At 39.8% G+C, this 22025-nt stretch carries 20 protein-coding genes; 8 read left to right on the forward strand and 12 right to left on the reverse strand.

All coding sequences use genetic code 11. From position 1 onward, the window contains the following. Nucleotides 1-3: 3 nt before the first annotated feature. Nucleotides 4-432 carry a 2TM domain-containing protein gene (locus WA338_RS01845; protein ID WP_273015941.1) on the reverse strand — a complete coding sequence of 143 codons (429 nt, stop codon included), beginning with the start codon at nucleotides 430-432 and terminating at the stop codon, nucleotides 4-6. A gap of 58 nt (nucleotides 433-490) precedes the next feature. Here WA338_RS01845 and WA338_RS01850 point away from each other — a divergent pair, with 58 nt between their 5' ends. Both WA338_RS01850 and WA338_RS01855 read left to right on the forward strand, forming a co-directional pair. Beyond that, the gene (locus tag WA338_RS01850) at nucleotides 491-1561 is read left to right on the forward strand and encodes an aminotransferase class V-fold PLP-dependent enzyme (protein WP_336091772.1); all 1071 of its coding nucleotides are present in this window, start codon (nucleotides 491-493) and stop codon (nucleotides 1559-1561) included. Nucleotides 1562-1750: 189 nt separating this feature from the next. Next, nucleotides 1751-2041 carry an isoamylase early set domain-containing protein gene (locus tag WA338_RS01855; protein ID WP_009778771.1) on the forward strand — a complete coding sequence of 97 codons (291 nt, stop codon included), beginning with the start codon at nucleotides 1751-1753 and terminating at the stop codon, nucleotides 2039-2041. 21 nt (nucleotides 2042-2062) lie between these two features. Here WA338_RS01855 and egtD read toward each other — a convergent pair whose 3' ends face one another. The 4 genes from egtD to WA338_RS01875 all read right to left on the reverse strand — a co-directional run bounded on the left by egtD (nucleotide 2063) and on the right by WA338_RS01875 (nucleotide 5587). Beyond that, complete coding sequence (gene egtD, locus WA338_RS01860; RefSeq protein ID WP_272985496.1) at nucleotides 2063-3040, reverse strand: L-histidine N(alpha)-methyltransferase; 978 nt, start codon at nucleotides 3038-3040, stop codon at nucleotides 2063-2065. 7 nt (nucleotides 3041-3047) lie between these two features. Continuing rightward, nucleotides 3048-4214, reverse strand: a complete 1167-nt coding sequence (gene egtB, locus WA338_RS01865) for an ergothioneine biosynthesis protein EgtB (RefSeq protein WP_272985494.1) — start codon at nucleotides 4212-4214, stop codon at nucleotides 3048-3050. Nucleotides 4215-4296: 82 nt separating this feature from the next. Then, nucleotides 4297-4710 (reverse strand): energy transducer TonB, encoded by a 414-nt coding sequence (locus WA338_RS01870; RefSeq protein WP_272985492.1) that lies wholly within the window; start codon nucleotides 4708-4710, stop codon nucleotides 4297-4299. A 25-nt stretch (nucleotides 4711-4735) separates the two neighbouring features. Continuing rightward, complete coding sequence (locus WA338_RS01875) at nucleotides 4736-5587, reverse strand: thymidylate synthase (RefSeq protein ID WP_272985491.1); 852 nt, start codon at nucleotides 5585-5587, stop codon at nucleotides 4736-4738. A gap of 92 nt (nucleotides 5588-5679) precedes the next feature. On the opposite strand from WA338_RS01875, the gene WA338_RS01880 reads away from it, so the two are divergent. Continuing rightward, nucleotides 5680-6090, forward strand: coding sequence for a hypothetical protein (locus WA338_RS01880; protein ID WP_272985490.1), 411 nt, complete (start codon nucleotides 5680-5682; stop codon nucleotides 6088-6090). A gap of 6 nt (nucleotides 6091-6096) precedes the next feature. Here the strand turns inward: WA338_RS01880 and WA338_RS01885 are convergent, their stop codons facing one another. The 4 genes from WA338_RS01885 to WA338_RS01900 all read right to left on the reverse strand — a co-directional run bounded on the left by WA338_RS01885 (nucleotide 6097) and on the right by WA338_RS01900 (nucleotide 10007). Continuing rightward, the gene (locus tag WA338_RS01885) at nucleotides 6097-7512 is read right to left on the reverse strand and encodes a NupC/NupG family nucleoside CNT transporter (RefSeq protein WP_272985489.1); all 1416 of its coding nucleotides are present in this window, start codon (nucleotides 7510-7512) and stop codon (nucleotides 6097-6099) included. A 5-nt stretch (nucleotides 7513-7517) separates the two neighbouring features. After that, the gene (locus tag WA338_RS01890) at nucleotides 7518-8147 is read right to left on the reverse strand and encodes a bifunctional nuclease family protein (protein WP_272985487.1); all 630 of its coding nucleotides are present in this window, start codon (nucleotides 8145-8147) and stop codon (nucleotides 7518-7520) included. 85 nt (nucleotides 8148-8232) lie between these two features. Next, nucleotides 8233-9201, reverse strand: a complete 969-nt coding sequence (locus WA338_RS01895) for an electron transfer flavoprotein subunit alpha/FixB family protein (RefSeq protein WP_272985485.1) — start codon at nucleotides 9199-9201, stop codon at nucleotides 8233-8235. Between the two features lie 59 nt (nucleotides 9202-9260). Next, nucleotides 9261-10007, reverse strand: coding sequence for an electron transfer flavoprotein subunit beta/FixA family protein (locus WA338_RS01900; RefSeq protein ID WP_272985483.1), 747 nt, complete (start codon nucleotides 10005-10007; stop codon nucleotides 9261-9263). A 196-nt stretch (nucleotides 10008-10203) separates the two neighbouring features. On the opposite strand from WA338_RS01900, the gene WA338_RS01905 reads away from it, so the two are divergent. The 5 genes from WA338_RS01905 to WA338_RS01925 all read left to right on the forward strand — a co-directional run bounded on the left by WA338_RS01905 (nucleotide 10204) and on the right by WA338_RS01925 (nucleotide 18172). Next, nucleotides 10204-11181 (forward strand): pyruvate dehydrogenase complex E1 component subunit beta, encoded by a 978-nt coding sequence (locus tag WA338_RS01905; RefSeq protein WP_040532517.1) that lies wholly within the window; start codon nucleotides 10204-10206, stop codon nucleotides 11179-11181. 173 nt (nucleotides 11182-11354) lie between these two features. Continuing rightward, nucleotides 11355-13847 carry a DUF5686 family protein gene (locus WA338_RS01910; RefSeq protein ID WP_272985481.1) on the forward strand — a complete coding sequence of 831 codons (2493 nt, stop codon included), beginning with the start codon at nucleotides 11355-11357 and terminating at the stop codon, nucleotides 13845-13847. Between the two features lie 171 nt (nucleotides 13848-14018). Beyond that, nucleotides 14019-14546 (forward strand): inorganic diphosphatase, encoded by a 528-nt coding sequence (locus WA338_RS01915; protein WP_009778783.1) that lies wholly within the window; start codon nucleotides 14019-14021, stop codon nucleotides 14544-14546. A gap of 138 nt (nucleotides 14547-14684) precedes the next feature. Continuing rightward, entirely contained in the window at nucleotides 14685-17075 is a 2391-nt protein-coding gene (locus WA338_RS01920; RefSeq protein ID WP_272985479.1) for a sodium-translocating pyrophosphatase, read from the forward strand. Between the two features lie 68 nt (nucleotides 17076-17143). Then, nucleotides 17144-18172 carry an App1 family protein gene (locus WA338_RS01925; RefSeq protein WP_272985478.1) on the forward strand — a complete coding sequence of 343 codons (1029 nt, stop codon included), beginning with the start codon at nucleotides 17144-17146 and terminating at the stop codon, nucleotides 18170-18172. 3 nt (nucleotides 18173-18175) lie between these two features. Here the strand turns inward: WA338_RS01925 and WA338_RS01930 are convergent, their stop codons facing one another. Genes WA338_RS01930 through WA338_RS01940 form a run of 3 tightly spaced genes read right to left on the reverse strand, consistent with a single transcriptional unit; the run spans nucleotide 18176 to nucleotide 21966 of the window. Then, the gene (locus WA338_RS01930; protein WP_272985476.1) at nucleotides 18176-19078 is read right to left on the reverse strand and encodes a succinylglutamate desuccinylase/aspartoacylase domain-containing protein; all 903 of its coding nucleotides are present in this window, start codon (nucleotides 19076-19078) and stop codon (nucleotides 18176-18178) included. A 9-nt stretch (nucleotides 19079-19087) separates the two neighbouring features. Further along, nucleotides 19088-20140 (reverse strand): glutathione synthase, encoded by a 1053-nt coding sequence (locus WA338_RS01935; protein ID WP_272985475.1) that lies wholly within the window; start codon nucleotides 20138-20140, stop codon nucleotides 19088-19090. Between the two features lie 2 nt (nucleotides 20141-20142). Beyond that, nucleotides 20143-21966, reverse strand: a complete 1824-nt coding sequence (locus WA338_RS01940; RefSeq protein WP_272985473.1) for a flavohemoglobin expression-modulating QEGLA motif protein — start codon at nucleotides 21964-21966, stop codon at nucleotides 20143-20145. Nucleotides 21967-22025 lie beyond the last annotated feature (59 nt).

The following is a 22025-nucleotide window of genomic DNA, read 5'->3' on the forward strand; positions in this document are numbered from 1 at the left end:
CATTTATGGTTCTAAGGGCGTATTAGGTCTGGTGATTTCAGGTTTTGAGGCTGTAGGTAAAGGATGTTCTTTTTCAACTTTTGTTTTTAATTTTTCAATTTTTGCTTGCTGTTTGGCTACAAGTTTGTCAAGCTGTTCATTTTCCCATTTTTTATTCATAAAACTGCTGAACAGAAATACATTCAAAAAATGAATTAAAAAGAAGAAAAACCAAATGAGCGTCGCCCACACAAACCAATCTACCTGTGCAGGTCTAAAATTGACACCAAAATCGAGAAATTTATTCAGAATGATAAACAGTACAGCACCGGCAAGAAAGACAATAAAATGTCTGAAAAGATTCTTTTTTTGTTTGATCCTATATTGAGCATATTCAATAAGTTCTCGCTGCTCGCGGTCTATTTTTGTCGTTTCCTGCTTTTTTGAGAACATAAGAAAAAGTAAATTGTGTGAGAATCAAATTTACAAGATTTAATCGCTATACTCCCTTATGAAAAACTTAAAAAAGGAATTTCCGGTTACGGCAAATTACACACATCTCAATACTGCAGGTTCAGGCTTGCTCTCAGAAACACTACTGGATTTTAGACAGAATCACGATCTAGATTATCTCGTGATGGGAAGTCTTTTAAAAGATAATCAAGATAAGTTTATTACGAGCGTACGGAAAGATGTAGGTGCTTTTTTTAAGTGTGATCCAGCTCGTGTGGCACTGGTTTCAAGTTTCTCTATGGGTTTTAATATGATGCTTGAAGCTTTACCTGCAAAAAGCAAGATTTTATTGCTTGCTGAAGATTATCCTTCGATCAACTGGCCTGTTGAAGCGCGTGATTTTGAAGTGTGTTATGCTGAGATCAATACTAATCTTGAGGAAAATATTTTAGAAGCAGTAGCCAAGCATAAGCCTGATGTTTTTTGTCTGAGTCTTGTGCAGTATGTGAGTGGTGTGCAAGTGGATTTTGAATTTCTTAAAGCCTTAAAAAAGCAGTATCCAGATTTATTGATTTGTGGTGATGGAACCCAGTATTGCGGCGTGGAGCCTTTTGATTTTGAAGCTAACGGACTAGATATTTTGGGGGCAAGTGCTTATAAATGGTTGAATGCGGGTTATGGTAATGGTTTCTTTTTGTTTAAAGAAGGTGTGGAACAAGTGCTAAAACCAAAAGCTGTAGGTTTTGGTTCGGTACGCGGCTTGTACAAAGAAAATGAGCACTCTTTGATTGGTAAATTTGAACCGGGTCACATTGATACGCTTAACTTAGGTAGCTTGCAGGCGGCGCTTCAGTTGGTTAAAAAAGTGGGGTATGACACTATTTCAACACAGATTGAGCTTTTGAAACGAAGAGCCATAGAAGAATTTTCTAGCCGCAATTTATTAGATGATGTGGTGCTTGAGCGTAAAATACATTCATCGATCTTTAACATTACGGGAGATCAAAAATTATTTGAAAAGCTTCGGTCACACGATGTCATTTGTTCACAACGTGGATCAGGTATTCGTGTAAGTTTCCATTATTTTAATACGGAAAGTGATTTGGAGAAGCTTCTGAAGTTAATTTAGCATTAAACCAATCGTTCAGGTTGTTAATTATGTGCGATTATTTAAATTGAAATCGTTTTCGTGTTTAAGTATTGATTTTCAAAAGCTTATAAAACTGGATATTCAAAAAAAATTAAGCTAAAATGCTGGTTTAATGAATTTTATCGGATGTTCAGTCTTAAATTTGTTTAAATCGAAAAGAAAATCGTTATGCCTATCACCAAACAATTTTTAAAGTCAAAACCAGAATGTAAAGTAACGTTCACTGTTTTAGATATCGATGCTAATTCGGTAGCTGTGGCCGGTGACTTTAACGAATGGGAAAAAGTAGAATTAAAAAAACTGAAAAACGGTTCTTTTAAAGGTGCTATAAATATTCCTGTTGAAGCTTCTTATGAATTCAAATATGCCGTAGACGGGGAGTGGATGAACGAGCCGGAAGCAGACGGTTACCAATGGAATGACTTTGCAGGTGCCGATAACAGTGTGCTTACGCTTTAATAATTTTAGAGGCGGCTTATTTTACTCGGCTTTTCGTTTAAAAGCATAGTCTGTAAACTGCTTTTGCGTATCGCTGAATTGAGCTGTGATCTCTAGTCCAGCCTCCTGCGCGAGCCATTGCACGACATCATCATCGTATTTCTGGGAAATTTCAGTATGTATGCTTTCCCAAGGGGCAAAATTAACCTCAATGTTGAGTTTTTTGAGTGTGACTTTTTGTTGGGTTGTGCTTACTAGGAAGCTCTTTGCAGTTCCTGTTTCAGGATCATAAACAGGCCAATGTTTAAAGGCTTCCGTATTGAAGTTACTGTCTAATTCGGTATTGATGCGTCTTAGGATGTTCTTATTGAATTCTGCTGTAATCTCCTGGGTGTCGTTGTAAGCATTTAGTATTTGTTGAGGGTCTTTTTTCTGATCTAGTCCCATAAACAGTAAATCTTCCGGTTGCATCGATTTTCTAATATTTACTAGAAAATCTATAGCCTGAGGATGTGTGAGATTACCAATGTTTGAACCTAACACCATAATCACCATTTTGCGTGCTGTATCGCGATTCCCTAGCTTTTTGAGCACGTCAAAGTACATTCCTTGTTCAGTTTGAATGTCGAGTTGTGGCCATTTTTCCTGAATGCTTTCCTCCAGTTCTTCAAGTACACTTGCACTAATGTCGATGGGCCGATAGGTAAAATCTAATCTTTCCTCATAAAATTTTTCCAGAAGAATTTTTGTCTTTTTACCGTCACCAGCGCCTAATTCGACCAGATCAAATCCCTGTGGTTCATCAAACAACTTAGCGATTTCTTCCTGATGCTTTTTTATGATGTTGTATTCGCAAGAGGTTAGATAGTACTCCGGAAGCTCCATGATTTTCTGAAACAACTTATCTCCCTTTTTATCGTAGAACCATTTTGAAGACAAGCGCTTAGGAAAAGCTGTAAGGCCCTCATAAACTTCTTTTTCAAAGGTATTTTGAAATTCAATCTTGGTAGTAGTTTTCATAGTGGTGTTATTGCGCTAGACGAATTCCTGTAAATTGCCAGCGAAGCTGTGGGTGAAAAAAGTTGCGATAAGTGGGTCTGGTGTGTCTGTCTGATGTGGCAACAGAACCACCTCTCAGGACTTTTTGGCTCACCATAAATTTGCCATTATATTCGCCCAAGGCACCGGGAGCTTTTTGATAATTAGGGTAAGGAAGGTAAGCGCTTTCTGTCCATTCCCAGCGCTGTCCCCAGTTAAACTGATCTTGTGAAGCTTCCCACTCAAATTCGGTAGGGAGACGGCAACCTTTCCATTGTGCATAAGCAAAAGCCTCGTAATATGATAAGTGTGTTGCGGGGGCTTTTAAATCTAAAGGCTTTACACCGTCTAAGCCGTAATAAAACCAATTGCCTTCCTGTTTCTGCCAGTATTGGGGCGCTTTGGTAGCAAGACTTTTTACCCATTCCCAGCCTTCACTATGCCACAGCAACACCTGCTCGTAACCACCGTCTTCAATAAATTCTAGATATTCTTTATTAGTAACGAGTTGGTTTGAAATTTTAAAAGCATTGAGATATACTTTGTGCCTTCCCAACTCATTGTCATAACAAAAAGAATCGTCTTGATGACCAATTTCATAAATGCCCTCTGCTTTATAAATCCACTCTTGCTTATTTTCTGAAGGGGTGTATTCTGAAAAATCTGAAGTGTACATCGGTTGCAGCGGATTGTTTCCAAGAATGTACTTGATGTCTGTGAGTAACAATTCTTGGTGCTGTTTCTCGTGATGTATTCCTATTTCTATAAGAGACTGCAGTTCTTCTGAAGCTTCAGTTTGCTCCAATAATTCTGTAAGATGATGAGTTACATATTTGCGATATGCATAAACTTCAGCTACAGTGGGGCGTGAGAGATTCCCGCGATCGGTGCGCACCACTCTGGCGCCCATGCTTTCGTAATAACTATTAAAAACAAAAGAGAAATTAGAATTGTACTCTTGATAGTCTGACTTGTGCTTTTTTAAAATAAAATCCTCAAAAAACCATGTAGTGTGCCCTAAATGCCATTTTGGTGGAGAGACATCAACAATAGGTTGCACAACATAATCCTCTATCTGTAGAGACTTACAAATAGTTTCAGAATGCGCACGAGTTTCTTTTAAAAAGTCTAGAAGCGTAGTAGAAGTAGCAATCATAATAATGAGATATAACCAGTGGTTATTCTCAAATTTACGAGAATTCCTGCTACGCTTTAGCTTGCAATACGTTAAGCCCTAGTTAAAAGGTAAAAGGCATGCTGTATTTAATGGCTCTTGGTTTGCCTCCAGCCATTCCGGGAGTCATTTCAGGGATAGCCATAATATTGCGTTTTGCCTCTTCCTGCAAAACTTTGGTACCACCTTTTACGCCAAGAATTTGGGGTTTTCCTTCTTCATTAATAACGAAGTCTACAATAACTTTTTCTTTGACACTTCCTTTGGTATAGCCTTCAGGAAATCTAAAATTAGATACGACGTGCTTTACCAATTGCTTTTTAAAGCAAGCTTTCTTTTCGGCAATTGAGCCTTCGCAGCCTGGCCAAACAGGTGGTATTTCTTTGATGGAGATTGCATTGCCAGAAACTGTCACTCCTTCTTGAGCAAAAGTAATCGAGGTTAAAAGTAGGGCGGCAATGAATAGAATTGATTTCATAATAATTGAAGATTTGGGGATTAATTTAAATGGCGACCTTACCCTTAATATGAGGATGTGGGTCATAATTCTCTAGTTTAAAATCATCAAATGAAAAACTAAAAATGTCCTTTACCTCCGGGTTAAGTGTCATTGAGGGTAATTTGCGTATTTCGCGGGTCAATTGCAAATTTAATTGTTCAATATGGTTGTTGTAGATGTGCGCGTCACCAAAGGTGTGAATAAAATCACCAGGTGCATAATCGCATACTTGAGCCATCATCATGGTAAACAATGCATAGGATGCGATATTAAAAGGTACTCCTAAAAACACATCTGCACTGCGCTGGTAAAGTTGGCATGAGAGTTTGGGGCGTTTATCCTCAGCCTCTGGATCTCCCGGAGCAACATAAAATTGAAAAAACGCGTGACACGGGGGTAATGCTGCTTTACCATTGGCTACGTTTTCAGCAAAAGATTTGGAAGTATCTGGCATAACGCTGGGATTCCAGGCGCTTACGAGCATACGTCTACTGTTAGGGTTGTTTTTTAAAGATTCGATTACTTCTTTGATCTGGTCGATTTCTTCACTGTTCCAATTGCGCCATTGATGTCCATAAACCGGACCTAAGTTTCCATCTTCATCTGCCCACTCGTTCCAGATACGAACGCCGTTTTCTTTTAAGTATTCAATATTGGTATCACCTTTTAAAAACCAGAGCAATTCGTAAATGATCGATTTTAAGTGTAGTTTTTTGGTGGTGACCATAGGGAAGCCTTCACTTAGATCAAAACGCATTTGATACCCAAAAACGCTTAAGGTCCCTGTTCCGGTGCGGTCGCCTTTTTGTGCGCCGTTGTTTAAAATATGTTTGACGAGATCATGATACTGTTGCATAGCAGCTTATTCGATTTTTGGTAAAAATAAGGGTTTGCAGGAGAGCGAAATTGTGAATATGATTTTTTTAATTAATAATTTATTAACTAATTATGATTACTTTCGCCTTAGAAAAAAAAGCTTATTTTAGTTCGATGCTATTAAAAACAATTCCTTATCCATTTGGAGAGGCCAAATATTATCCAAGTTTCATACATGTTAAATTTCGTGAAGATCTAGATGATGTAAAGCTTGAGTATTCTAAGCAGGTGTTTAAGGATATTGAAGCGTTTTATGACGGGGCAAAATACGTTGTGATCTCAGAACGTGGTCTTAACACAAGTTTCAACCCCATAAATATGAAATCGCTTAACCTTTCTAAAATGCAGGGGCTTGCTGTCGTTTCGCCAGAGGGAACAGTGCGTCGTGACGAACTCATTATAGAGCAAGGTTATTATAAAGGATCTTTTGCTTTTTTTACAACGTATAAGGCTGCTGAAGAATGGGCGCTAACTTTTGAATAAAAGTTCTTAACCAATAATCATTCCGGCGATTGTTGCTGAAAGTAATGACGCAAGGGTTCCTCCCAAAACAGCTTTAAGGCCAAACTCTGAAAGTGTTTTTCTTTGTCCGGGTGCTAACGATCCTATTCCTCCAATTTGAATTCCTATCGAAGCAAAATTGGCAAAACCACATAATAAATAGGTTGCCATTATCACCGATTTTTGATAGGTGAAACTCAACTCGTTAAGTGGATTTTTAAGTTCAGCAAGCTGAATATAGCCTACAAATTCACTGGCAGCCAATTTAATACCGAGCAATTGCCCCATAAGCATAATATCTTCTGAAGCAACGCCTATGAGCCACATGAGTGGTGCGAAAATGGTTCCCAGTACCGCTTCTAAAGAAAAGCTAGAGTAGGGAGTGTGAGTGGCAAGAACATCATTTAAAGCAGTTACTTCGCCTATTTTACCAAGACCGTAGTTGATCATTGCAATAAACGCAACAAATACGAGAAGCATCGCGCCTACGTTGGCAGCAAGTTTTAAACCTTCGGTAGTACCGGTAGCAATAGCATCTAGAATATTAGAGCCTATTTTATCTGAAGAAACTTCAACGCTAGAGTCGATAGGCATTTGCTGCGGATACAAAAGTTTTGAGATGACAATGGCTCCCGGCGCTGCCATAACAGATGCAGCCAATAAATGACGGGCAAATTCAAGCCGAAGTGCAGCATCGTCACCGCCTAGAAACCCGATGTAAGCTGCTAATACTCCGCCGGCTACGGTTGCCATGCCGCCCACCATAACCAGAAGGATCTCAGAACGCGTCATACGTTCTAAATAGGCTTTAATCATCAATGGTGCTTCAGTTTGACCCAAAAATATGTTTCCTGCCACCGATAAACTTTCGGCACCAGAAATCCCTAAAAGTTTAGTGAGTACCCAAGCCATACCTTTAACCACGATTTGTACAATGCCTAAATAGTATAAAACCGAAGTTAAAGCCGAGAAGAAAATGATAGTTGGTAACACCTGAAATATGAAAATGAAGCCATAGCTATCGACATCCATCATTCCGCCTAAGAGAAATTCACTACCAGCAGCAGTAAAATCAAGAATCTTGACAAAGATTTTTCCTACAAATTCAAAAGATTTTTGAACAAAGGGAACTTTTAAAACGCCAATAGCCAACAAGAGCTGGGCTCCAAGACCTATCCCTATGGTTTTCCAATTGATTGCTTTTCGGTTTGTGCTGCACAGGTAAGCAATTACCAGTAAACAAACCATTCCCAAAACACCGCGCCATAGGCTGTCAAAAGAAAAACCGGCGTTAGGAATTATAGTTTTACTCGCTGCTACAGGAAGAATTTCTTGTGCACTTTGAGCAAATGTGTTTAGGCTTGCAGATAGGGTGACAATTAGGAATAAGAGTAATTTTCGCATCTATATTAATTGCGTTTAGATATTTCGTCTCTGATTTTGGCTGCAGCCTCGTAATCTTCGGCAGCCACGGCCTGTTCTAAAAGTGAATTAAGCTCTCCAAGGGATAGTTTTTTGTAATCACTCGTGCTTGATGTGGTTTGTTCCTCCTCTTCTTCAACAACCAATTGATCTACAAATACATCATCTACATGGTCTTCATCCTCTTCCTGATTTTGCTCGGTACCTTTAAGGTATATACCAGCTTTATCCAGAATGTTTTTGTAGGTGAAAATAGGAGCGTTAAAACGCAAGGCTAAAGAAATAGCGTCACTAGTGCGGGCATCAATGATCTCTTCGATACTATCGCGCTCACAAATAATACTACTGTAAAAAACACCGTCAACCAGTTTATGGATGATCACTTGCTTGACCTGAATGTCAAAACGATCTGCGAAGTTTTTAAACAAATCGTGAGTAAGGGGTCGAGGTGGCTTGATTTCTTTTTCTAAAGCAATAGCTATAGATTGTGCTTCAAAAGCACCAATGACTATGGGTAGCTTGCGGTCACCATCAACTTCACTTAGTATTAAAGCGTATGCGCCATTTTGTGTCTGGCTATACGATATTCCCTTAATATTCAAACGCACTAAACTCATAAGCTGTAAAAATATAAAAAGGCTGTTTAAAAGAGGACAGATATCCAAATTTAAACAGCCCTTTGAGCGGTCGAAAATACTAAATTTAAGAGTTATTCGCCTTAAACTCTTTTAATTTTTCGTTTAGCTTCGGTACAACTTCAAAAGCATCCCCCACAATACCGTAATCTGCGGCCTTGAAAAAAGGTGCTTCCGGGTCTGTATTGATAACCACTTTGGTCTTAGAAGCGTTAATTCCTGCAAGGTGCTGGATGGCTCCAGAAATACCAATTGCGATGTATAAATTTGAGGCTACCGGTTTACCGGTTTGTCCTACGTGTTCGCTATGCGGTCTCCATCCCATATCAGAAACCGGCTTTGAGCAAGCGGTTGCAGCGCCAAGAATATCGGCCATTTCTTCAACCATGCCCCAATTTTCTGGTCCTTTTAATCCGCGACCTCCACTAACTACGATTTCTGCATCAGCGATGGTAACTTTATCCTTTACTTTATCAACAGATTGAACTTCAACTTTAAACTGCGAATCATCAAGACTAGGCTCAAAAGTTTCTTCAGTAGCATCTTTTTGAGCTTCTTTAAGACCGAAACTGTTTTTAGACAAACCTATGATTTTTACATCGGTGGTGATTTCAGTATGATTAAAGGCTTTATTGGTAAAAGCCGTACGTTTTACTTTAAATGGAGCTTCGCTTTCTGGTAAAGCAACCACATTAGATGCGTAACCTGCTTCAAGATCAACAGCGAGGAGCGGAGCTAAATATTTGGCGTTTGCGCTACTGCTTAAAACCAACACTTTTGAAGCTTCTTTTTTTGCGACCTCGGTTAGTGCAGCAGCATAAGCATTGGCTGTAAATGCATTGAGTTTATCACTCTTTATGTGTACTACTTTATCTGCACCATAAGTGCCTAATGATGCGGTTTCTTCAGCATTTACGGCTACGGCAGTTACAGTGGTACTCATCATATCTGCAATACCACGTGCATAGCTTACCACCTCGTAAGCTGTCTTTTTAAATTTTCCTTCTTCTGATTCTGTATATACTAAAACTGACATATTTTTTGCTTTTGTATTTTCGCGTATGCGAAAGAATTAAACTTGAATTTAGGAGCTTTCTAGATTGCTTTTGCTTCGTTATGCAAAAGGTCAATCAGCTCATCTAAATTATCTGGAGAGATAAGTTTTACATCTCCTTTAGGTGCCGGTTTTTCAAAAGAAACTGCACTAGTCTCGGTAGAAGCGCCTTGTGGTTCTTTTACTTCCAATGGCTTCTTGCGCGCCATCATAATACCACGCATATTTGGGATGCGTAAATCGCTTTCTTCAACGATTCCTTTTTGGCCTCCAACCACTAATGGTAATTTTGCGGTTACGGTTTCTTTACCTCCGTCAATTTCACGAACAGCGGTAGCTGTATCGCCATCAACCTCCAGACTTATACAGGTGTTTACAAAACTAGCACCTAATAAACTTGCTAACATCCCGGGAACCATCCCTCCATTGTAGTCTATAGATTCACGGCCGGCGATGATCAGATCGTAGTTTCCTTCTTTTGCAATTGCGCTCAGTTCTTTGGCTACTTGAAAACCATCAAGCGCTTCAGTGTTGATGCGAATCGCAGAGTCTGCTCCTATAGCAAGCGCTTTTCTAAGTGTAGGTTCGGTTTCAGGACCACCTACATTTATAATGTCTACGGTTGCGCCTTGTTTTTCTTTGAACCACATTGCGCGGGTAAGACCAAATTCATCATTTGGGTTGATCACAAATTGAACGCCGTTGGTGTCAAATTTGGTATCATTATCTGTAAAATTGATTTTAGAAGTCGTATCAGGTACGTGACTGATGCATACTAATATTTTCATATATCAAACTTTTATCTTGTGAACTATTTCGTTTTCGTTACGAAAATAAGCATTAAAATCGGAAATTTGCTATGCGTGCATAACAAAATTTAGTTAAATCCGATTTCCTAGCGAAGATTTAATTCCTATTTTTGCTGTCCCCGCAAAATTGGGGATTTTACTTGATTTAACAGTACACGTACATCCACTTTTATTTATGAAAACAATACAATTTAGGGAAGCGGTTTGTGAAGCTATGAGTGAAGAAATGCGCCGTGATGAGGCCATTTATCTTATGGGTGAGGAAGTTGCAGAATATAATGGGGCTTACAAAGCGTCAAAAGGTATGCTTGATGAGTTTGGTCCCGATCGTGTAATCGATACTCCTATTTCAGAATTAGGTTTTGCCGGTATTGCCATTGGTAGTGCTATGAACGGTAACCGTCCTATTGTAGAGTATATGACCTTCAACTTTTCACTTGTAGGTATAGATCAAATTATAAATAACGCGGCAAAAATCCGTCAGATGTCTGGTGGCCAATTTAACTGCCCTATTGTATTTAGAGGGCCTACCGCTTCTGCAGGTCAGTTGGGTGCGACGCACTCGCAGGCATTTGAGAGCTGGTTTGCTAATACTCCCGGTTTAAAAGTAATTGTACCTTCAAATCCTGCTGATGCAAAAGGCTTATTAAAGTCGGCAATACGCGATGACGATCCGGTTATTTTTATGGAAAGTGAGCAGATGTATGGTGATAAAGGAGAAGTGCCAGAAGGAGAATATTTAATTCCGATTGGTGTGGCTGATGTGAAGCGTGAGGGAAGCGATGTAACTATTGTTTCTTTCGGAAAAATCATCAAAGAAGCTTATGCTGCTGCTGAAGAATTAGAAAAAGACGGGATTTCTTGTGAGATCATCGACTTACGTACTGTAAGACCTTTAGATATTAATACGGTAATCGAATCTGTAAAGAAAACCAACAGATTGGTGATTCTTGAAGAGGCTTGGCCTTTTGGAAATGTATCTACAGAGATCACGTTCCAGGTTCAAGAAAAAGCCTTTGATTATCTAGATGCTCCTATTATTAAAATAAACACTGCAGATACTCCTGCACCGTATTCTCCAGTTCTTTTAAAAGAATGGATACCCAACAGCAATGATGTTGTTAAAGCGGTTAAAAAAGTACTGTACAGATAACTAGATACTACTATCTTTGAAGCTTCATTGGTCATTAAATAATTGACTAATGAAGCTTTTTTTTGTTAGTAGTCATTTTATTTGCGACGAATACCGTGTTTGCGCAGTTCTAGCAATACTAATTCAATAGATTTTGAGTTAGATTAAAAGCGCCAAGATCGTTATCTATTTATATGAGGCAATTCTTATTCCTACTTTTTCTCATTTGTTTCCCAATAATTGTCTTAGGTCAAACCAAAGCAGGTGGTTTGGTATTTGACGCTCAAGGTAACCCGGTTCCTTTTGCAAATGTTGTATTTGCAGGCTCTTCAGAAGGAACGATCACCAATGAAGACGGAAGGTTCTATTTGCAGTCAGAGAACACGTACGATGCGTTAAAAGTAACTTTCGTTGGGTTTAAGGCAAAAGAGGTATCGCTTCCGCAACGCGTTAATTATGATCTTGAGATCACGCTTGAAGAAGAAACCGAAAGTCTTAGCGAGGTCGTAGTGTATAGCGGGAAGCAACCTAAAAAGAATAATCCTGCGATAGATATCCTTCGAAAGATTTGGGCCAATAAACGCTCGAACGGATTGAATCAATTTGACCAATATGCATACGATAAATATGAGAAGGTTGAGTTTGATCTAAACACGATCGATAGTTCGTTGATCAATAGTAAGATCTTCAATAAGATGGAATTCATCTTTGACCAGATGGATACCTCGCGAATAACCGGAAAAACCTATTTACCTATTTTTATCAATGAACGTAGTAGTGAGGTTTTTGGGGATAATATTTTAGACAAAGAGAAAGAAGAATTAAAAGGAAACCGAAATAGTGGTTTTAGCACCAATCAAACCTTGATCGCGTTTATTCAGGAGTTGTATAATGAGTTTAATATTTATGATAACTACCTGAAGTTTTTTGATAAAAGCTTTGTGAGTCCGTTGTCGACTACAGGAATAGACACCTACAATTATGTGCTTGCCGACAGTTCGTACATCAAAGATAAGTGGTGCTATAACATTATTTATTATCCCAGACGCTCTAACGAACTCACATTTAAAGGTGATTTTTGGGTAAATGACACCACTTGGGCGATCAAAGAGATCAATCTTCAGGTTAATAAAAGCGCAAATATTAACTGGGTTAAAGAGATCTATATTGAGCAAGAATATGACGTTCTTAACGATTCAGTTTTCTTAATTACCAGAGATTACTTTTTATCAGATTTCGCTTTGCGGAAAAAAGAAGGAAGTCGCGGCGTTTATGGAAAGCGAACCACGCTTTACGATAACTATGTTTTTGATCAACCAAAGCAGGAAGACTTTTATGATGAGCGCGTAACGCGCTACAATGAGCAAGTATACACACAACCTGATTCTTTCTGGGATGAAAACCGAATGGAGCCTTTAAGTAAAGACGAAAAAGGCGTTTATGTAATGCTCGACTCATTACAGAAAGTTCCCAAATTTCAAGCGTTTTACAATGTGAGCTCAGCGATGGTGAGCGGGTATTATGAGTGGGATAAAGCCAATTTAGATATTGGACCACTATTCTCGGCATTTGGTTTTAATGATGTTGAAGGCTTGCGGTTACGAGGAGGAGCGCGTACCTATTTTGATCAGAACGATCCCTGGCGTTTAGAAGGTTTTGGAGCCTATGGTTTTAAAGATAAAAAGTTTAAGTTTGGACTTTCGGGTAAAGTGTTACTTGATCATAAAGCACGTTTGATCGTTTCCGGAGGTTATCGTCAGGATGTTGAACAAATTGCTGCGAGTTTAACCACTTCAACAGATGTGTTAGGTCGTAACTTAGCATCTTCCTCGTTGGTTACAGTGGGGAATAATGACCAGCTTACGAGCATTAAATTGGCAAATTTTGCTATCGAAGCAGAGTTTTTCAAGAACTTTAAAGTCCGTTCTGATATTTCTTATCGAACCTTAGAATCGGCTTCTCCTACGTTCAACTTAGATTATTACACCGATTTTACACAAACCGAAGTCAAATCTCAAATCAAGCAAACCGAATTGGTTTTAAGCGGAATTTTTGAGCCGGGAAAACATACTTCGGGTTATGGGGTAGAACGCACGGTGACTAACGAGTGGTTTCCTACGATTTATTTTGGCTATACCAAAGGGGTTGAAGGCTTGTTTGACAGTGATTTTGACTATGAGAAATTACAGTTTTCTTACCGTCAACCGTGGCGTATGGGAGGTCTGGGTACGTTCAGTTCAACGATTGAAGCAGGTAAAACCTTTGGCGAAGTGCCGTTGGGATTGTTGAGTGTCGTTCCCGGGAACCAAAACTTATTTTCAATATATGGTACGTTTCCGCAGTTGAATTACTACGAGTTTGTGACCGATACGTATGCGACCTTGCATCTTGAGCATAATTTTGGCGGCCGACTTTTTGGACGTATTCCATTCTTGAGAAAGCTCAATCTTAGAGAGATCATTGGCTTTCGCGGAGCTTGGGGTTCAATTTCTGAAGAAAACCAATTGATCAATGCTTCCAATATTGATTATATCGCGCCCAATGAAGAGCCTTATTATGAATATAGTGTTGGTGTGGGGAACATTTTAAAAGTCTTACGTATCGATTTTAACTTCAGAGGAAACTACCTTGATACCCCAGACGCCAGAAGTTTTGGAGTCACAGGCGCGTTAGAGTTTTCATTTTAAGGGATTTAATTTCGTTTGTTAACTGAAATTAGAGATTATTAAACGAAAACGTTATATGTTTTGTAGTTTACTTCTTTTCAATGCTTTTTCTTGTGGTAGCTTGACATTTAGAGTATTTTTGTTGCCCAAAATAGGTTAAAAAGCAATAGAAAATATAAAGCCAGAACAACTATGACAGCAGATAGCATTTCAACATTTGATGTTTTAATTGAAATCCCAAAGGGAAGTCGTAATAAGTATGAGTACGATTTTAAATTGAAGAAAATTAGATACGACCGTATGATCTTTTCTTCAATGATGTACCCGGCAGACTATGGGTTCATTCCTGAAACTTTAGCCCTTGACGGTGATCCTCTTGATGTTTTGGTATTGGTTACAGAGCCTACTTTCCCGGGTTGTGTTATGGAAGTAAAACCAATTGGTGTTTTCCATATGACCGATGAGAAAGGTCCAGATGAAAAAATTATCTGTGTGCCGGTAAGTGATCCTATTGCAAGTAGAATTACAGATCTAAGCGAATTAAATCCACATTTGATCAAAGAGATCGGTCATTTTTTCCAAGTTTATAAAGATCTAGAAAAGAAAAAAGTAGATGTAGGTGGTTTTGGTGACGTAAATGAAGCCAAAGAGATCATCAAACAATGTATCGACCGTTATACCAATAGCGATGTTCCTAAAGAGGAAGTAAGTATCGACTAATTGATAAGGTTTATAAAGATTATTTAAAAGACTGCTAATGAGCAGTCTTTTTTTATGGATTATTTTCTGTAATTTGAGGATATAATTGTATTCATATCAATTTCAGTACATTAGTACGACTTAAAAAATTCACTTTTTATGGAATCAAACATTATTTATGTGCCAATTGTTCTGGCGGTATTAGGCTTGCTTTTTATGTTCATTAAAATGGCGTGGGTTAAGAAACAACCTGCCGGAAACGATAAAATGCAAAGCATTTCAAAAAGTATTAAAGAAGGTGCATTGGCTTTTCTGGCTGCAGAATATAGGTTACTTCTTGTTTTTGTAGTTATTGCTTCTGTTCTTTTATATGTTATCTCAAACGTTGTAGCTACGACGAGTTGGTTAATCGTTCCCGCTTTTATCATTGGAGCGTTCTTTTCGGCGCTAGCCGGAAACATCGGTATGCGTATCGCAACAGATGCGAATGCACGAACCGCCGAAGCTGCAAAAACGAGTTTACCTAATGCCCTCAAAGTAAGTTTTGGTGGCGGTACTGTAATGGGACTCGGTGTGGCCGGGCTCGCCGTTCTTGGACTCAGTTTGATCTTCCTGTTTTTGATGGGAAGTTTTCTTACCGAAGGAGGAAACTTTTATAACGAAATGACCATCGTACTCGAGACGCTCGCTGGCTTCTCATTGGGAGCCGAATCTATTGCCTTATTTGCGCGTGTAGGCGGTGGAATTTATACTAAAGCTGCAGATGTGGGCGCTGACCTCGTGGGGAAAGTAGAAGCTGGTATTCCGGAAGATGACCCTCGTAACCCCGCCACGATTGCAGATAATGTTGGAGATAATGTGGGTGATGTTGCCGGTATGGGCGCTGATCTGTTTGGAAGCTATGTTGCAACGGTATTAGCAGCTATGGTGCTGGGGAATTACCTCGTACAAGATATGTCTCAAGGAGCTCAATTTACCGATGCGTTTAACAATATGGGGCCTATTTTGCTGCCTGTGGTTATTGCTGGGGTTGGTATTTTAGCTTCGATCATCGGGACTTTTTTAGTGAGTATTAAAAATAATGAGGCCAAAGAGTCACAGGTGCAAAAAGCCTTAGATATGGGGAATTGGGTAGCGATCATTTTGACTTTGATCGCGAGTTATTTTCTCATCGACTGGATGCTGCCCGAGGTGATGTCGATGCAATTTTTTGGAGAAGGTTATAAAGACATCGCTTCTATAAATGTGTTCTGGTCGGCCTGTATTGGTCTAGCAGTTGGAGCGCTTATTTCTGTTGTGACCGCACACTATACAAGTTTAGGAAAAGGTCCTGTGCTTGATATTGTAAAGAACTCTTCAACCGGGGCGGCGACTAATATTATTGCCGGTCTCGCCGTAGGGATGAAATCAACGTTTCTTTCTGTCTTATTATTTGCTGCGGCGATCTACGGTTCGTATGAATTGGCAGGGTTTTACGGCGTAGCGCTTGCTGCTTCGGCAATGATGGCAACCACCGCGATGCAGTTGGCGATAGACGCTTTTGGCCCCATCGCAGATAACGCAGGAGGTGTTGCCGAAATGAGCGAACTCGAAGATCACGTTCGCGAACGTACCGATATTTTAGATTCTGTAGGAAATACAACGGCTGCGGTGGGTAAAGGTTTTGCGATTGCTTCAGCAGCTTTGACGGCTTTAGCGCTTTTTGCAGCTTATGTAACATTTACAGGAATTGACGGAATCAATATTTTTAAAGCAGATGTGCTTGCTGCGCTTTTTGTGGGCGGAATGATCCCCGTGATCTTTTCGGCATTGGCCATGCAATCTGTGGGGAAAGCGGCGATGCAAATGGTACAGGAAGTACGTCGTCAGTTTAAAGAAATTCCCGGAATTTTAGAAGGAACCGGTAAACCCGAATACGGTAAATGTGTCGCGATTTCTACTCAGGCGGCCTTACGTGAAATGATTCTGCCGGGATTGATCACCATAATTGTACCCATCATCATCGGACTCCTTTTTGGCGCTGAACCTCTTGGCGGATATATGGCTGGTGTTTGTGTTTCTGGTGTGATGTGGGCGATTTTTCAGAATAATGCCGGGGGTGCCTGGGATAATGCAAAGAAGTCTTTTGAAGCAGGTGTTGAAATTAACGGAAAAGTAGAATACAAGGGTAGCGATGCACACAAAGCAGCGGTTACAGGTGACACCGTGGGAGATCCATTTAAAGATACTTCAGGACCTTCTATGAATATTTTGATCAAACTTACGTGTTTGGTTGGTCTTGTCATTGCGCCCATCTTGGGAGATCATTCTGAAGGTTTGGTTACAAATCAAGAAATAAAGCTTGAAGTGCAAATGCAAGAGGAGTCTAACGGACTTTTCAGCGCTCTGGTTACTGAAACCACCACTGTAGATGGAAAAATTCAGGTTACTGAAAAGCGTTTAGAAGGCACTGAAGCAGAAGTTAAACAAGAACTTGAAAAGTATAATGCTTCTGAAAACGCAGAAGAAAAACATGTCATCAAGGAGATAAAATTTGAAGAAAAAGAATAACGTATCCTTAAGACAACTTTATCATTTAAAATCCCGGTGACTTCATCGGGATTTTCTAATTTAAAGATATGCTGAAGGACGTTCTACAAAAATTAAGATTACACCCTAAAGATCCGTTACAAATTCACGGGTACCAGACCTATGGCACCTCAAATCATTTGTATATGATGGGGCGAGCCCTCGAGGATGAAGGGGTTGATCTTGATAAAACGGGTTTTGCCAGTGCTTTTAAAAATGCATACAAACAATTTAAAAGCGATGAACTGGCCGACGCTAAATTGAAAATCCGGCTGCCGGATGATCGCGTGTTTTATGCAGTAACAGATAAGGAAGGCTATTTTAAGATCGATAAACGCGTAGAAAATCTTGAAGCATTAACAAATGACGAAGGTTGGTTGCAGCTCGAGTTGGGTTATGACGATGCCAATCAAAAACGTTTCATTAAAAACAACAATCGCTTTTCTGGGCAAATGTTGATTCCTTCAAAAAAAGCAGAATATGGCGTTATTAGCGATATTGATGATACGATTCTAAAAACAGGAGTTACTTCAATTTTAAAATGGCGGGTGATCTTTAATACGCTGTTTACCAATGTTGGTAATCGAACGCCTTTTAAAGGAGCGTCTTCGTTTTACAACAAATTGCATTTGGGACGCAGTGGAACCGCCGCCAACCCAATGTTTTATGTGAGTAATAGTCCGTGGAATTTATACCATTACCTGCAAGCCTTCATTAAACATAATAACTTTCCTAAAGGAGCGATTCTTTTACGGGATTTTAGAACCCCTTTTGACCGAACTCCAAAACCTGAAAAGCCACACAAGCAGCGTGAAATACGTAATATTTTAAAGACCTATCCAGATTTACAATTTGTACTTATTGGCGATAGCGGAGAACACGATGCCGATATTTATATTGAAATTGCTGAAGAGTTTCCCGAGCGTATTAAAGCAATTTATTTACGCAGTGTAAACCACGAGAAACGCGCATTTCGCGTACGTGGCTTACTCGAGCGTTTTGAAGTAACGCCTGCGTTATTGGTCAAAGACAGTGCTGCGGCATTAGAACATGCCAGAGCTTTAGAACTTATTAAATAAGACTTAGACTTCGCGTACCACAAAGAAACCGTCATTACCTTGATCTTGATACAGCGGCATAAAAATAAAAGCATCCCATTCACTTCTAATTTCAGAGCCGTTGTGTGTGGCTAGAAGTTCCCCTTTTTTAATAGGCTGAAAGTTCTCATAACCGGGTTCCATTTTAAACGAATCTTCGTCTTTAATTTCGTGTCGGTATTCGATCTCAAAGGTTTTTTGCTCATCACGCATGGCTTCCATATAGGTTGCCGCTTCGGGATAGTGTTTTAAACCGTTTAGATCTAAATCACATGCCTTTGACAAAGCAAGCCAGATCATTCCTTCGTGATGTTTTACCGCATCGGGGCTGGTATGTTGACCGCCTTCAAAAACAAAACCGGTGACGCCAATTCGGCTTAAATAATGATCGATACAACCATAAACAATGTCTGAAAAGCCTCTTATAATGTAAGGTGGGAAGCAGTGTGCCCAAGCGTCATTATCGTTAACTTCTTGTACCGAAATATAAGGTTTACTGGCGGAGGAGGTGGTGTGGCAATCGAGAAAATAGCGTTTTTCAAAATCAGCTTCCGGAAACTTTTTTAGAACTTCGATGATCGAGAACATTTCTTTCTTCTCGTGCGTGTCTTGTTTTTTGCTTGCTATGTTTTCTTCCGTCCAGGTTCGGTTGAGGTCCTCATCAATAAAGCGCACATCTTCCTGTAATGCTTTATGATTTCCAGAAACACCTACTACGGTACCTTTTATGTTTGGTTTTTCTAATTCTAATTGGGCAAACACTTTTTGCAAGGCTTGAACGCCGCTGGGTTCATTACCGTGAACTCCACCACTTATAAAAAGTAATGGTCCGGGTTTGTTGCACGTATATTGGCCCAGAATTCTGGGATATTTTTTTTCTAAAGACATAATTTTAGTTTAATGCATGGAAGCTAATTCACGATTTGAAAAACCGTGGTTGTAATGCTGCTTGTATGCTACTTTTCGCTCAATAGCTTCGATCACAGGATCTGTAAATTCTGGTAAGCCTATGGCTTCGCAATAATCCAGACCTCCTGGGCTTAGGACATTGATTTCAATGAGTTTATCGTCTACGACGTCTAGACCAACAAAGAAGAAGCCGTCTTTGATCAATTTAGGTGCTGTAATCTCTACGATACGCTCCATTGCTTTGGTAAGTTTGGCAGGTTTAGCTGTGGCACCCAGAGACAGGTTACTTCTAAATTCTGCCTTGTCTTTATTAACGCGTCGTATAACCGCAAGCTCTCCTTTTTCTTCAAGAATGCGGCCATTTACCAGAATGATACGCACATCACCTTTACTCACTTCTGGTAAGAATTCTTGTGCGATAACATAGCCCAGTTCCGTTAAGCTTGTGACGATCTGATTGAAGTTCTTTTTTTCTTCATCGATTAAATAAACATTTTGCCCTCCCGAACCTTCAAGTGGCTTGAGAACCATCTTTTTATCACACTTTTTCCAGAACTTTAATAGCTCGTCTTTGTCCCGTGTGATCAAACTTTTAGGTTTTATAGAAGGAGGCAGTTCTTCAAAATATAGCTTGTCTATAAACGCATTAGACATGGCATTGGCATCATTCAAGACAAGAACGCCTTGCTCTTGAAGCATACGCCCAAAGGCAATACCAGAATGTTCTGCCCAATGCCTGTCATCGGTTTCTTCGGTAGGATTATTTCTAAGGAATACCACATCAATTTTTGAAGAATCAGCTTTGGTCCAAGCCAATTGTTCATCTTGAACCTGTTCCCAGAATTCTTGAGGCGTTTTATACTTTAGATCTTCAGGTATTTTTTTACAGGTAAGCTTGATTGGGCCGCCCTGATAAAAATTAAAACCGCCTACGTTCATAACGTAAACTTCGTGGCCGCGCTGGTGCGCTTTCCGCATTAAAACTACAGATGTCCCTACCGGTTCAGTAGCAACATCACTTATTACAAAACATATTTTCATGATTAGATCATTTTAGATAGTGTGATGCCTTCTTTAAAGGCGTTCAGTTTGGTTGTAAAATTGTCGTTGTTAAAATATCTAGGGATGATTTTTGGTGAACTCAGCAGTTCGCGCTGGGTAAGATCATTAATGATATCTACGTGTTTAAGCGCAAATTTCCCGGCAAGCAGGGGCTTCAGATCACCGCCGCTTCCCAGATAATCCCTAAGTTCAACAAGACCTTTGAGGTAAATAATATCTTTTAGAAAACCACCACCTTGAAACATTCTTGAGGTGATATTAAAAGCGCGCTCTTTAGTAAAACCATAATCGGTGTAGAGGTGGTGAAAGACCGATTTAAAATCTGCACCGTTCATCAAATCTTCGCCGGCAACTACGCGACCGGCCAATATTCTCAATCGGTTACCGGTTAGACCGCCTCCCAGATATTCTGAAAGTACAGCAATACCTTCCTGAGTGGCGTCGTAATCGGCAAAGCCTGCAGAGAGCTGACTCAAAGGCTGCTGACTACCGTTAAAATGCGTGAGCGCGTGTGTTCCCAGTTCGTGCTGAATCAATGCTTGCGCTTCATTTTCAGTCATTTTATAATCTGCAGGTAAATACAATTCACCGTTAGAAACCATAATAATATTTACATCTTCACGAATGTGAATGCTGCTTTCAAAATGCGGCGCTTGCTCTTTGAAATACTCAAATTCTACCTCAGCAAGTTCTTTAAATTGATGTGCATCAATGGTTTTTTCTGCGTGTTCTTCGTGATTTTCAGGAATAGTTTCTAGGATGAGTTTTGCTTCGGCTAAAACATTTCTGGGCACCCCTTGATACAATCTGATGCTGCTGTAAAAGAAATTTTTTGACCCTCGCTCTTTGAGCATGGTGAGTTCCTTATCTAACTCTTCCCGCTTTTCGTTATATAAATACGACAGTGAAGGATCATCGATCTCATCAATGCGCAGATTATAGAGTTCTCGCTTTAGTAAATCTGGATCTACCGGAAGCAAGCGATAGTGATAGGTGTCGATTTCTTCAAAATTGGTTTCAAAGAATTTGTGCCGTAATGCCTGAATATTTACCGGAGCGACCAACAATAAAAATTGATATCTTGACTGAATTTCGGTGATCTGTCGGTCAATCTTTAAAACCTCTTTGTGTATTCGGCGGCGGCCTAAAGTGTGGTAACTATGAATGTCTGAAGTGGTCTGTACGCGTATAAATTCATAAATCGTTTTCTGAATGGCTTTTGCCAATTTATCTCGGAACATTCTAAAATACAGCGGAAACATTTTACCGCTTTTATTACAATATACCGGAGGCAATTCTAGCCCCAGAAGTGTTCCACCGGCGGCTTTGAGGTCATCAAGATCAAACAAAGTTTCATCACCGGGTTTTTGTCTGTTTTTGGTATGTTTAATGTTTGCGCCTAGCTTGAGGTTGTACCTGCGGCTGTCTATTGCAGAAAGCTCTTCAGAAAGGGTTTCAAGAGATGCCGGTAATTTATGAGATGGTCCTTTGATGATAAAATCGGTACTTCCCGGTTCGCCTTTGTAGAGTTCGACCAAAATAAAAGAACCAAAACGTTCTGCCATTTTAGTCGTTAGTTGAGTGATAAACTCCCGGAAATACTCAAAATGAGAATCCCCAATAATCAGATAAGAAGCACCTGTTCGTGCCAAGCGCAAGGTGGCCTTGTCGTTTGGTTTTTTACGGTAAATGAGCAAGGCAGGGACATCATGTTCAAGCACTAAAAATCCGCCGTGTGGCAAGTCGCTCATCGTGCGTTTACCCGGTTCTAAATCAGCTAAAAGTTCTTCGGTTTGACCAATCATGTTTTCCGTTCTACATCATTTGACTCATCAAATTAGCAGAAAGAAGAACGGCTAGCAAA

Source organism: Leeuwenhoekiella sp. CH_XMU1409-2 (assembly GCF_037029365.1).
Lineage (GTDB): Bacteria > Bacteroidota > Bacteroidia > Flavobacteriales > Flavobacteriaceae > Leeuwenhoekiella > Leeuwenhoekiella blandensis.